General features: G+C 59.0%; 10 protein-coding genes. 5 read left to right on the top strand and 5 right to left on the bottom strand.

Annotation, left to right across the window (positions count from 1 at the left end; all coding sequences use genetic code 11):
• Positions 1-23: 23 nt before the first annotated feature.
• A complete protein-coding gene (locus QC815_RS12840) occupies positions 24-1,553 on the bottom strand; it encodes a sensor domain-containing diguanylate cyclase (RefSeq protein ID WP_310540132.1) in 1,530 nt (509 codons plus the stop codon).
• Positions 1,554-1,732: 179 nt separating this feature from the next.
• Here QC815_RS12840 and QC815_RS12845 point away from each other — a divergent pair, with 179 nt between their 5' ends.
• Together QC815_RS12845 and QC815_RS12850 are read left to right on the top strand one after the other, a co-directional pair.
• Entirely contained in the window at positions 1,733-4,432 is a 2,700-nt protein-coding gene (locus QC815_RS12845) for an EAL domain-containing protein (RefSeq protein ID WP_310540134.1), read from the top strand.
• 79 nt (positions 4,433-4,511) lie between these two features.
• Positions 4,512-5,417: an NAD-dependent epimerase/dehydratase family protein gene (locus tag QC815_RS12850; RefSeq protein WP_230445764.1), complete on the top strand. Its 906-nt coding sequence runs from the start codon at positions 4,512-4,514 to the stop codon at positions 5,415-5,417.
• Positions 5,418-5,449: 32 nt separating this feature from the next.
• Here the strand turns inward: QC815_RS12850 and QC815_RS12855 are convergent, their stop codons facing one another.
• The 4 genes from QC815_RS12855 to QC815_RS12870 form a co-directional block, all read right to left on the bottom strand.
• Positions 5,450-6,190, bottom strand: coding sequence for a sulfite exporter TauE/SafE family protein (locus QC815_RS12855; protein WP_230445765.1), 741 nt, complete (start codon positions 6,188-6,190; stop codon positions 5,450-5,452).
• A gap of 105 nt (positions 6,191-6,295) precedes the next feature.
• Positions 6,296-7,099 carry a 5-deoxy-glucuronate isomerase gene (gene iolB, locus QC815_RS12860; RefSeq protein WP_310540137.1) on the bottom strand — a complete coding sequence of 268 codons (804 nt, stop codon included), beginning with the start codon at positions 7,097-7,099 and terminating at the stop codon, positions 6,296-6,298.
• Positions 7,100-7,173: 74 nt separating this feature from the next.
• Entirely contained in the window at positions 7,174-8,169 is a 996-nt protein-coding gene (gene iolG, locus QC815_RS12865; RefSeq protein WP_310540138.1) for an inositol 2-dehydrogenase, read from the bottom strand.
• Positions 8,170-8,223: 54 nt separating this feature from the next.
• Positions 8,224-9,087, bottom strand: a complete 864-nt coding sequence (locus QC815_RS12870; RefSeq protein ID WP_230445768.1) for a MurR/RpiR family transcriptional regulator — start codon at positions 9,085-9,087, stop codon at positions 8,224-8,226.
• Positions 9,088-9,309: 222 nt separating this feature from the next.
• Here QC815_RS12870 and QC815_RS12875 point away from each other — a divergent pair, with 222 nt between their 5' ends.
• From QC815_RS12875 to QC815_RS12885, 3 genes are read left to right on the top strand one after another with little or no spacing between them, the layout of a single operon-like run.
• Positions 9,310-10,260, top strand: a complete 951-nt coding sequence (locus QC815_RS12875; protein ID WP_310540139.1) for a sugar ABC transporter substrate-binding protein — start codon at positions 9,310-9,312, stop codon at positions 10,258-10,260.
• 54 nt (positions 10,261-10,314) lie between these two features.
• Entirely contained in the window at positions 10,315-11,445 is a 1,131-nt protein-coding gene (locus QC815_RS12880; protein ID WP_230445770.1) for an ABC transporter permease, read from the top strand.
• Position 11,446: 1 nt separating this feature from the next.
• Positions 11,447-12,343, top strand: coding sequence for an ATP-binding cassette domain-containing protein (locus QC815_RS12885; protein WP_230445771.1), 897 nt, complete (start codon positions 11,447-11,449; stop codon positions 12,341-12,343).
• The last annotated feature ends 23 nt before the right edge of the window (positions 12,344-12,366 follow it).

Consider the following 12,366-nt stretch of genomic DNA (forward strand, 5'->3'; position numbering starts at 1 on the left):
GTCACTGCGGGTTCAGGCAGTGCCTAATGCCCGTACAGTGAGATGCCACCGCGGCCAGTGCGCTTGATGAAATACATGCTCTGGTCGGCGGCATCGATGAGTTCGCGGCCATTACTAAACCCGCCGTCGCTCAGGCAGGCGATGCCGATCGACACCGATACGAAGAGCTCCCGCCCGTCGATCATTTCCATGGGCGTTTCCGCCAGGCGCTTGGCGATACGCTGGGCGAACCGCTGTGCGCCTTTGGCGGTCTCGCCGGGCAGAATGATCAGGAACTCTTCGCCGCCGTAACGGCCGGCGAGATCCCCTTCACGAGCCAGCGATCCCAACACATGACCGAAGCGCTCAAGCACCCGGTCGCCGGTTTGGTGACCGAAGCGGTCGTTGAGTTTTTTGAAGTGGTCAAGGTCGATGAACACCACCGACATGGTGCGTTCCTCTTCCCGACAAAGCGCAAAGTGCAGGTGGAGCTGCTCTTCGAGCCAGGCGCGGTTGGCGAGCCCGGTGAGGGGATCCCGACGGCTGCGCTCTTCGAGCTCGGTCTGGCGTTGGCGCAGGCTCTCGATTTCCTGCTGCTGGGCGTCCAGGCGGGCGTTGAGCGACAGCGTCTGCTGGAAAAGCAGGTGTTGTGCCTGGGTGACCAACGCCTCATGATCGTGCGCAAACGGCATGGTAAGGTCAAACAGATCGGCCAGTGGCGGCAGTTGGCTCTCCACGCTGTTCAGCAGCTCGCTGAGCGAGATCGAAGAGGCGATGTCCACCGGTTCCAGCTTGCTGATCAGCACGGCAAGCAACTGGCTGGGGGTGGAGGACAGCCAGGCGTCGGCAATCAGCCCGGACAGGCGTAGGCAAAACCGGGGAATACCGTCCCGAGTGCTGATCTCGCCGTGGCTGTCGCTGATGGCCTGGGCCAGGGAGGCCGGTACTCCCCATCTCGCGGCGAGCCAGCCGCCTACCGATGGATGGTCGCAGCCAAAGCGCGTGTGTTCGCCATCGCTGATTTGCGAGTGGGAAAGCGGCATGGTGGTGTAGAGCTCCTGGGCATCACGGGGGTAAACCGCCATAAGGGCCAGCATGCCGATATCCTGCAGCAGCGCTGCGGTGAACACGAAGTTCGACTGGTCGGGGCAGAGCTGTTCGGCGAGATAGCGTGCTGCCAGCGCGGCGACGATGGAGCGCCCCCAGATACGTTGAATCTGGTCGTCCGCCTGACGGTCGCGCCAAAGGCTGAAGCTCATCACGGCGGCCAGCGTAGCATCCAGGCCAAGCCGTGAGGTGGCTTCCAGGCATGAATGCGTTTCGGTGTGATGGCGCGCATAAAAGGCGCTGTTGGCAAGCGAAATAAGCCTCAGCGTCAGCGCCGGGTCTCGCTCGATGGCATGGGCATAATCATTCAGGGTGGCGTCCGGGTACCCCGCGACTTCCAGCACGCGAATGGCCACCGTCGGCAGTGACGGCAGCGAGGCACACTGGGTCAAATCGCTCTGCAGAAAGTCCGGGAGTGTCGGTGTGGCCAATTGCTGTGTGTCATCGCTAATGATAATGCCCGTCATGTCGGCTCCTTTTCTTCCTCCAGCTTAATAGCCCGGTTGCTTTTTTTCATCTTATATTGCTAGAGGTGGGGCTAATACCCTTGGTGGAGCTGTAGATGTCGACTAAGCGTTTATGGGTAGGTGCTTCACCGCCGGGGCACTTCCAGATAAGCTGAGTTAAAAGGACAGCGAGACAAGCCATGCAGACGGGCATCAAAGCAGCCGATACGTTTCGGCAGTTGGCGGAAGGAATGGGGCAAGCCGGTACCCCGCATTTTTATCCTACGCTGGTGGAGCGTCTGGCCAAGCTGCTGGGGGTGGATCACGTCCTGGTGGCTCGCGTCAATGCGGGTAATGCCGTCCACGACGACTTGCCGACCAACCTCGCAGAAACCCTGGCGGTCTGGTCCAACGATCGCTTTCTGCCCAACGTAACCTATCCGCTGGCCGGCACCCCCTGCGAGGGCGTGGTCGGTCGTGAACCTTGCCTGTATGCCTGCAATGTTCAGCAGCGCTTTCCCGACGACCATATGCTCGCCGAACTGGGGGCTGAAAGCTACATGGGCCTGCCGTTGTATTCAAGCGACGGCACGCCCATTGGCTTGTTGGCGGTGCTGAAAAACTCGCCGATGTCGCTGAATGGTCTCGCCAGGGAAGTGCTAAGCATCGTGGCGGCCCAGGCCGGCGCCGAGCTAGGGCGCCAGCAGGCCGAGGCGGCTCTCAAGGCCAGCGAGGTGGTGGCGCGGGAAAGCGAACGCCGCCTGGATACGCTGCTCAATCATCTGCCGGGCATGGCCTATCGCTGCCTCAACGATGACCATTGGACCATGGAGCTGGTCAGCCAGGGAGCCTATCAGCTTACCGGGTATCATCCCGATGAGCTGGTGGATAACCACCGAACCAGCTTTGCCGAGCTGATACATGCCGAAGATGCCGAAAGCGTCCTTGAGGAGACCCAGGCGGCCATCGATAACAAGCGCCCTTACCAGGTGACCTATCGGCTGCGCCATCGTGACGGTCAACTACGCTGGATGTGGGAGCAGGGCCAGGCGGTGTTTGATGACGCGGGCGAGGTGCTCTGCCTGGAAGGGTTTATCACCGATGTGACCGAGAGCCAGGAAGCCCAGCGGGTTCAGCAGGCGGTCATGCAGGTAGCATCGACGGTCACGTCGCACGTCGGCGATGATTACTTCCAGCAGTTGATCGGCACCCTGGTCGAATTGCTGGACGCCGATAGCGGCTTTATCGCACTGCTCGACCGTCCTCTCTACGACGCCAACGAGAACACCTCAGCCACCATCAGCACGGTGAGCGTCATCGCCGACGGGGAGGCCTTGCTCAACCAGAGCTTCTTGTTGAACGGCTCACCCTGCGAGCAGGTCATCACTCAACGCGAAGCGGTGTCCCATTGCGGCCACTACGCCCCGATCCCCGGAAAGGCGATCCAGGCCCAGGCCTGGATAGGTCGACGCCTGGATAACGCCGAGGGCGACGCGATCGGCGTGATGATGGTGTTCTACCGCGAGCCGCTGAGTACCAACGCCTTTGCAACCTCGGTGTTGCGTATCCTGTCCACCGGGGCCGCGGCGGAACTGGAGCGGCGTCGCGACCAGCGTCGCATGTATCAGCTGGCGTATGTGGACGGCACCACCGGGCTTTCCAACCGGGTGCGCTTCATGGATATTCACGCCAAGATGTTGCGCGACGCTGCCCGCCGCCTTCAGTCGCTGAGCTTGATCCTGCTCGATATTCGTCGCTTTAAAGAGATCAACGACACCCATGGCCACCAGGTGGGGGATCAACTGCTGTCGACGATCGCCGGGCGCCTGGAGGGCGTCATTCCCGACGGCGGCTTTCTGGCACGTCTGTCCGGCGACGAATTTGCGATATTGCTGGCCAATCCCAGCGAGGCTGAGTTGTCGGCTAAGCTGGATGACCTGCGCGGTGCGGTGGGCAAGACGATTCACCTGGAGCATAACGCCTTCAATCTGCAGGTCAGCATGGGCTTTGCCCGCTACCCTGCCGATGCCACGGTGGCGGCTGAGCTTTTCAAGGCGGCGAGTATCGCGCTGCACTTCGCCAAGCGTGACGGCATCATCTGTCCGTTTAGCCACGACATGATGCATCATCAGCGCCGCCGTCAGAAGATGGCCGAGCGGCTGCATCAGGCGCTGGTGGATAACCGTCTGGCGCTGTATTTTCAGCCCCAGGTCAACCTCGAAACCGGACAGTTGACCGGTGCTGAGGCGCTATGCCGCTGGCACGATGCCGAATGGGGGTGGGTCAGCCCCGGCGAGTTTATCCCCCTGGCCGAGGAACGGGGATTGATTCGCGCGCTGGGCGACTGGGTACTGGGCGAAGCTGCCCGGCAACTGCGCGAATGGCAAACCCGGGGGATCGCCCTGCCGGGACGGCTGTCCATCAATATCGCCGCCCAGCAGTTTGCCGATCCGCAACTAGCGCAGCATATTGCCGAGTTGACCCAAGGCGTGCCCGCCTCCGCGTTGGCGCTGGAGTTAACCGAGAGCGATTTCATGCGTGACCCCGACCAGGCGGTCGAGATCACCCAGGCGATGCGGGCCGCCGGATACGCCTTGTACATCGATGATTTCGGCACCGGGTACTCATCCCTTGCCTATCTTCGGCACTTTGCCGCCGACGCGCTGAAAATCGATATCTCGTTCGTGCGCGAGATGCTCGACAACCAGCATGACCGTGCCATTGTGCAAACCATTATTGCCATGGCCGATGCCCTGGACATGAAAACCCTCGCGGAAGGCGTCGAACATCAAGAGCAGGCCGCGCTGCTGGCCGAGATGGGATGCCTCGACGCCCAGGGCTTTCTGTTTGGACGGCCCAAACCGGCCGATGCGTTTGCGGCGGCGTGGCTGAGACGTTGAGGCGTTTTCACCTTCCCGGCTGCAAGCCAGGTCTATTGGGCTAGACTGCCAGGTTCAACACCTTCAACGGAGTATGTCTATGCGTCTTCTGTTCACCGGCGGCAGCGGCAAGGCAGGCCGCTACGCAACGGCTTACCTGCGCGACCAGGGCCATCGCGTCACCAATCTGGATTGGGTGATATCGGATGTCCCCGGCATCACCACCCTGAGAACCGACCTCACCGATGCAGGCCAGGTGTTCAACGCCTGCCACGCCTACGCTGGGGTCGACGAGCTGGAGCCGGGCACCGGCGTGCCGCGTTACGACGCGATTGTTCACTTCGCCGCCATTCCGGCGATTCTCCATCGTCCGGACAACGAGACCTACCGTATCAATACGTTAAGCACCTACAACGTGTTGGACGCGGCCACCAAACTGGGCATTCCCAAGGTGATCTTCGCGTCCAGCGAGACCACTTACGGCATCTGTTTTGCCGACGGCGAGCAACAACCGGCCTATCTGCCCATTGATGAAGAGCACCCCACCGTGCCCCAGGACAGTTATGCCATGAGCAAGGTGGTCAATGAAGTGACGGCGCGCTCTTTTCAGGCACGTTCGGGCATCGATATCTACGGTCTGCGGATCAACAACGTCATTGAACCCCACGAATACCGCCAGCACTTTCCGGCGTATCTTGAGGATCCGGCGCTGCGTCGGCGCAACATCTTCGCCTACATCGATGCCCGCGATCTCGGTCAGATGGTCGACTGCTGCCTGAAGACGGACGGTCTGGGCTACCAGGTGTTCAACGTCGCCAATGACGACCTGTCGGTGGGCCTGACCAGCGCCCAGGTCATTGAGCGCTTCTACAAAGGGGTGCCGGTTCGCCGCGAGATGGGCGAGTTCGAGACGTTCTACAATATCGACAAGGCACGCCGGCTGGTCGGTTTCGCGCCTCGCCACGCCTGGCGGGAGGAGCTATCGGCGTCTGACAGCCAGCTATAGAGGGGAAGGCAAGCACGTCAGCGGCTAGACGGCTAAACCGCCTGATAGATCAGATTAAAGCCGACTAAAAACATGGCCAGAATCACCAGGCGGTAAAACAGTGCTTCGTTGACGCGACTTTGCAGCCACAGGCCGTTGCGCACGCCGATCCAGGCAATGGGCACCAGTACCAGCGAGGCCCAGGCACTGGTCACGTTAATCTCACCAAGCCACATGTACGGGGCCAGCTTGATCACGTTGACCACGGCAAAGGTGACGGCGCAGGTGGCGATAAAGGTCTCTTTGGACAGCTTGCGCGGCAGCAGGTACACGTTGAGCGGTGGTGCACCTGCGTGAGCCATGAAGCTGGTAAACCCGCAGATGCTCGCCGCCGGTAATGCCCATCGGGAGGAAATGGGCTTTTTGGCGACGGGCTTGAGTAGCATGTAAGCGGCAAACATCAAGGTGATCACGCCGAGGGTCAGGCGCAAGCCCTGTTCGCTCAGGCTGTCGAAAAGCAGCGTCCCTACTGCCACGCCGATGAACAGCCCCGGCACAAAACGCCATACCTCGGCTACCGCCTGCCTGCCCCACCACGCCTTCACCGCAAACACATCCATCACCAGTAACAGCGGTAATAAAAGGCCCGCTGCCTGAGCCGGGCTGATGGCCAGCGCCATCAGCGGCACCGACAGCGTGCCGAAACCACCCGCAAAGCCGCCTTTGGAAACGCCGGTCAGGTACACGGAAAATACGATCAGCAGCCAGGCAATTAGGGAATAGTCGGGGAGCATGTAGGCCTCTGAATACGCTTAAAAGTTGAACCATAAAAAGCCCCGCATCAGCGGGGCTCGTTAGCATAGCATTAGATAAATGTTAGCGGGCGAAGCATCGTCCCATCAAGTTTTCATTAGCCACTCGTGGTCGGGGTCGTTGTGGAATTTCCATACCCGTTTGGGGCCGGCCATCACGTTTAAGTAATAAAGTGAGTAGCCATGGGCAGCACCAACAGGGTGATAGCCCTTGGGTACCAGTACACAGCAGCCGTTTTCTACCGCCATGGTGTCATCAAGGTTGCGGTCATCGGTGTAGACGCGCTGAAAGGCAAAGCCCTGAGCGGGATTGATGCGGTGGTAGTAGGTCTCTTCCAATTGCGACTCGTGGGGCAAGTTATCCACATCGTGTTTATGGGGCGGGTAGCTCGACCAGTTACCCGCGGGGGTGAAGACTTCCACCACCAGCAGGCTATCGGCGGGCTCCGTCTCCGGCAAAATGTCGTGCACATGGCGGGTGTTCGTGCCCTGGCCACGGGTGCTCTGCTTGATGTTGTCCGGTGCAATCAAACGTGGCGCATGATTGCCATGCCCTGGGGCCGCACATACGGCCAACTCAAGGTCGGTGGTCGCTTCCACCGAGTAGCTAACCCCATTGGGTAGGTACACCGCGTAGGGTGGAATCTGTTCAAAGATATCCATGCGCTTGCCGATATCATCAAAGCGGTGCTCACCGCAGGCCACATTGGCGCGCCCTGTGAGCAGCACCAGGCAGACTTCCTGATCATCGCTGCTGGCTTCCAGGCGCTGCCCCTTGGCGAGTTTATGCACCCGAAAGCCGACATGCGTCCAGCCAGCGGAGGCGGGGGTAACGTCAATCACGGTGCCTTGTGCGTCCGGGGCGGTGGGGCGTACCAGTAGTGAAGTCATTCTTCGCTCCTCCTGACGGTTCGGCGACGGTCTAGTCAGCCAAGCGTCTTGAAAATAAAATCTTACGTGGCGGCTTAAACCGCAGCATCGAGCAGAATTTTGCGGCCTTCGCGTAGCGAGCGCTCCGCTGCATCCGCCAATCGCAATGCTTCCAAGCCATCCTGGGCGCCTGCTAGAGGGGAGCGCTTCTCCTGCCACGCATCGACAAAATCACCAATCTCTAATCGATAAGCCTCGGCATAACGCTCTAAAAAGAACCATTTGGGTTTTTCTTCCACTTGCCCCGTCTCGCCGGTAAAGCGCAGCCGGGTATCAGACTCGTTCTGGGCCTGCAGCATGCCTTCGCTGCCAAAGGCTTCGATACGCTGGTCATAGCCGTAGCACGCACGCCGTGAGTTGCTGATTTGACAAAGTTTTCCACTGGCGGTGGTAAGCGTGACCATGGCGGTATCTACATCGCCCGCTTCGCCAATGGCTGGGTCGATGATGCTACTGCCGACGGCAAAAATGCTTTCAATCGGCTCATCAAGTAGCCAGCGCGCCATGTCCAGATCGTGAATCATCATGTCTCTGAACAGGCCGCCTGAGTCAGCCACATATTCGGCAGGTGGGGGAGACGGATCGCGGCTGATAATGGTTAGGGTTTCCAGTGCCCCAATACGCCCTTGGGTAATGGCCTTTTTAAGTGCCGAAAACTGAGGATCGTGGCGACGGTTAAAACCTAACGCGCAGGTCACCGGGTTTTCGCTAAGTACCTGCAGGGCATCGCGGGTGCGCGCTAAATCCAGGGCGATGGGCTTTTCACAGAGAACCGCCTTGCCTGCGCGAGCGGCGCGCTCCAGATACTCCGCGTGGGTAGGCGTGCTGGAGGCAATCAGGACGGCGTCAATGTCGCCATCCGTAAAAATCTCATCAACGGAGGTCGCTTTGCTGCCGTACTGCTCGGCCAGCGCTTCTGCGGCAGGCTGATGAAAATCGGCCACGGCGGCCAGGGTAACATTTGGGTGTAAATGAATGGCTTGGGCATGCACCTTGCCGATGCGTCCAGCGCCGATCAGTGCCAGTTTCATAAGCGCTCCTATCTTGTTCTTGGGGTTGAAGGATTTTTAGTGAGTGAATTGCATTTATGCGTTGCGTTGGTGGCCCGACTGAGGATCCTTTTCACGTGTTTTGTCTTGCCGCACCCCGAGGGCAATGGCCAAGGTCTGGGCCAGACAGAGCGAGGCGGTCAAACTGCGGAAACTTTTCACTTCAGCCTCGTTGACCACAAAGGCTACATCCGCGAAACGCGCCAGCGGGCTGAGGGTCGAGTCGGTAATCACCACAATAGGCAGACCACGCTGATGGGCGTCTTCGCAGGCTTTCTGGCTCTCTTCGGCATAGGGGGAGAAGCTGATGGTCAGCAGGGCGTCGTGTCGGCTCATGGCCCGCAGTTGCTCGCCGTACATCCCGCCCAAACCATTGACCAGCAGCGCCGGTTTATCCACATGCGCCAGGGCATAGGTCATGTAGCTGGCCACCATAAAGCTGCGTCGGGCACCCATCACATGAATGGCATGGGCCCGCTCAAAAATATCCAGCGCTTTTTCAAGGTTCTCTGGATCAATGCGACTAGGCAGTTGCTCCAAGACGGCGCGATTAGCGTCGGCGAACTCCCATAATAGCTGGGTGCTGTCCGGTGTTTCCCCGGTCGCGCTGCGCACCGCTCGAATGCGCTCGGTGTAGTTGGGCAGTTCATCGACCAGGCGGCTGCGAAACAGCTGCTGCATTTCGGAAAAGCCTTTAAAGCCCAAGCTATTGGCCAGGCGAATCAAGGTGGAGGGGGTGACATCCGCTTGTTCGGCAATTTTGGCCACAGTCGCCAGAGCCACCTCCTGGGGGTGATCAAGCATAAACCGCGCGGTCTGCTGTAAACGTTTGCTTAGCGTGGCGTACTCGGCGGTGAGCAGCGTTTCCAGCTCACGGTAGCTTTGAGGTGGCTGCGACATACAATTTCCTTAGCGTTAACGCGTGTACCACTTAGCTGAGAGAAAACTAAGCAAAGGGGCTGATTGTTGAGCAGTCTAGTAGATTGAAATAAATATTCCATTTATACCAAAGTATAGAATAAATAATTTGCCTGCATTGCTGTTTGGAATCTATATTCCATAGCGCCAAGGCATTTAATGCCACTTCCCTACCAACAACGATAACGTTATGAGGAAATATTTATGGCACGTCTATCTCAATGGTTTCTAGCCTCCGTCGCCACCACGGCGCTCATGGCGGGTGCCGCACAAGCACAGGAAACAGCACAAGAAGATAATCGCTTCGTCATGGTGACCCATGGCGTTCCCTCGGATCCTTTCTGGTCGGTGGTCAAAAATGGCGCTGAGGCAGCGGCTGACCTTGTAGGCGCGGAGCTTGAGTACCGCGCACCTTCCACCTTTGACATGGCCAAGATGCAGCAGCTCGTACAGGCAGCGGTAGCCTCTCAACCCGACGGTTTGATTCTCTCATTCACCGATGAAAATGCCCTGGGCAGCGTTGTGCAAGACGCAGTCGATAACGGCATTCCCGTCATCACCATCAACTCCGGTGGCGATGTGGCGCGGGATTATGGCGCCCGCTTGCACGTTGGGCAGAGTGAGTACGAAGCGGGCAAGCAGGCCGCCGAGCGTATGCAGGAAATGGGCGTTGAGAAAGGCGTTTGCGTCAACCATGAACAGGGCAACCAGGGCCTTGACCAGCGCTGTGATGGCTTTGTTGAGGGCTTCGACGGCAATGCTGAGCAGCTAGCGACCACCTACGACCCCACCAATATTCGCAATGCCATTATCGCCTACCTCAACGAGAACAGTGATGTGCGTGGTGTGCTGACCTTGGGTGCACTGGCCGCTGATCCGATGATTCGGGCCATGCGTGAGCAGGGCGCTACCGATATGTTCACCCTTGGTACCTTTGATCTTTCACCCGGCATTCTGGAAGCCTTGGATGCGGGTGAGCTGGACTTTGCGATCGACCAACAGCAGTACATGCAGGGCTACTTGCCCGTCATATTCCTGGACCAGTTCGTCAAGAACGGGCTGCTACCCGCAGGGGATGTGGCCACCGGCCCAGGGTTTGTCACTCAGGAAAACGCAGCACAGGTCATTGAGCTGAGTAGCCAGGGTATCCGTTGATAACGAGCTAATCGGAAAAGGCTCGGCGGTGCCGAGCCTTGGGAGTCGATCGCCATGAGTTCCAATGACACTAACCAAGCGGCTGCGCCAGCAGCGGCTGATCAAGACGAACGGATCCAGAAAGTCTCTTTCTGGAAGAAAGCGCTCAATCGTCCCGAGTTGGGGGCGCTGGCGGGTACCGTGCTGGTGCTTGCCTTTTTTATCGTTGTCTCCAGCGGCACCGGGATGTTTACCCCCGCGGGGATTATTAATTTTCTGGAAGTGTCAGCCCAGCTCGGCATTATCGCCACGGCGGCGGCACTGCTGATGATCGGCGGTGAGTTTGACCTCTCGATTGGCTCGATGATCGGCCTGGCCGGCATTCTGATCGCCATTCCTGCCGTGGAGTATGGCTGGCCACTATGGGCCGCTATCTTATTGGCATTCGCCTGTGCCGGGCTAGTGGGGGTGATTAACGGTAACCTGGTGAATCGCACGGGCTTGCCTTCCTTTATCGTCACGCTGGGTTTTCTGTTCATCCTGCGTGGCCTGGCGATTGGTGTCAGTCGGTTATTGACCGGGCGAACCCAGGTGGGTGGCGTTGAAGAGCATATCCCCGGCGATTGGTTCGCGTCGCTGTTTTCCGGTGAGGTCGCCACGGGCCTGTTCTCCTGGATGGCCACGCAAGGCTGGATCGGCACTAACTTTGCGGGCAACCCCACCGTTTCGGGTATTCCGGTCTCCATCGTCTGGTGGTTGGGCTTAACGGCCGTGGCGACCTGGGTGCTGCTGTGCACGCCCTATGGCAACTGGATCTTCGCCAGCGGCGGCGACGCTAATGCCGCGCGCAATTCGGGCGTGCCGGTACGTCGGGTCAAGATTTCTCTGTTCATGTTCACTGCCTTCTCCGCCACCATCTTTGCCTGCATTCAGGTGATGGATACCGGTTCGGCGGACACCATTCGTGGCTTGTTAAAAGAGCTGGAGGCCATTATCGCGGTGGTGATTGGCGGCGCTTTGCTGACCGGCGGTTACGGTTCAGCCATTGGGGCCGCCCTGGGCGCGCTGATCTTCGGCATGGTGCAAATGGGTATCTTCTACACCGGTGTTAATACGGACTGGTTCCAGGTCTTTTTGGGCGTGATGCTGCTGGTGGCCGTGCTGTTCAACAACTACATGCGCAAGAAGGCGATGGAGGCCAAGTAACATGACAACTCAAACGCCAATGATCGAAATGCGCAGCGTCAGCAAGCACTTCGGCAGTGTGATCGCCTTGAGCGATATTTCCATGCAGGTCTATGCCGGCGAGGTCATGTGCCTGCTCGGTGATAACGGTGCTGGCAAGTCGACGCTGATCAAAACTCTGTCGGGCGTTCATCAGCCCACCCATGGCGAGATGCTGCTGGATGGCGAACCCGCCCGCTTCAAGTCACCGGCTTACGCGCTAGACGCAGGTATCGCAACGGTTTTCCAGGACCTGGCGATGGTGCCGTTGATGTCGATTACCCGGAACTTCTTTATGGGGCGCGAGCCGACGGTGGGCTGGGGGCCGTTTAAGCGTATCAATTGGAAATACGCCGACCGCATTGCCAAGCAGGAAATGGCAAAGATCGGCATTGATGTGCGCGATCCGAGTCAACCGGTGGGCACGCTTTCCGGTGGCGAACGTCAGTGCGTGGCGATTGCCCGAGCCGTCTATTTTGGCGCCAAGGTACTGATTCTGGATGAGCCAACGTCCGCCCTTGGGGTCAAGCAGGCCTCGGTAGTGCTGCGCTATATCGCCAAGGCGCGGGCCGATGGCCTGGCGGTCATCTTCATTACCCATAACGTCCATCACGCCTTCCCCGTGGCCGATGCCTTCACGCTTTTATCCCGTGGCGGCAGCCTGGGCTCCTTCCGCAAAGAAGACGTCACCCGCGAAGAAGTCCTCAACATGATGGCCGGTGGTGCCGAACTGGAGAGTCTGGATGCAGAGCTCGCTGAGTTCCAGCGCAGCGACCGCGAGAAAAAAGCCAATAGCGCTGCTGCCGATCAGCCCACGCCAAAGACCGCTGGCGGGATTGTCGATGAGCCTGCCGAAAAACGTTTAGCAGGCGGATATTAAGTATAAGAAAGTGACGTGGGGAG

Source organism: Vreelandella gomseomensis (genome assembly GCF_031451645.1).
Lineage (GTDB): Bacteria > Pseudomonadota > Gammaproteobacteria > Pseudomonadales > Halomonadaceae > Vreelandella > Vreelandella gomseomensis.

Bases quoted from the DNA above. Each gene is read 5' to 3' on its own strand.
- iolG (WP_310540138.1), bottom strand. From the start codon at position 8,169: ATGAAACTGGCACTGATCGGCGCTGGACGCATCGGCAAGGTGCATGCC.
- QC815_RS12840 (WP_310540132.1), bottom strand. From the start codon at position 1,553: ATGACGGGCATTATCATTAGCGATGACACACAGCAATTGGCCACACCG.
- QC815_RS12885 (WP_230445771.1), top strand. From the start codon at position 11,447: ATGACAACTCAAACGCCAATGATCGAAATGCGCAGCGTCAGCAAGCAC.
- iolB (WP_310540137.1), bottom strand. From the start codon at position 7,099: ATGACTTCACTACTGGTACGCCCCACCGCCCCGGACGCACAAGGCACC.
- QC815_RS12870 (WP_230445768.1), bottom strand. From the start codon at position 9,087: ATGTCGCAGCCACCTCAAAGCTACCGTGAGCTGGAAACGCTGCTCACC.
- QC815_RS12880 (WP_230445770.1), top strand. From the start codon at position 10,315: ATGAGTTCCAATGACACTAACCAAGCGGCTGCGCCAGCAGCGGCTGAT.
- QC815_RS12855 (WP_230445765.1), bottom strand. From the start codon at position 6,190: ATGCTCCCCGACTATTCCCTAATTGCCTGGCTGCTGATCGTATTTTCC.
- QC815_RS12875 (WP_310540139.1), top strand. From the start codon at position 9,310: ATGGCACGTCTATCTCAATGGTTTCTAGCCTCCGTCGCCACCACGGCG.
- QC815_RS12845 (WP_310540134.1), top strand. From the start codon at position 1,733: ATGCAGACGGGCATCAAAGCAGCCGATACGTTTCGGCAGTTGGCGGAA.
- QC815_RS12850 (WP_230445764.1), top strand. From the start codon at position 4,512: ATGCGTCTTCTGTTCACCGGCGGCAGCGGCAAGGCAGGCCGCTACGCA.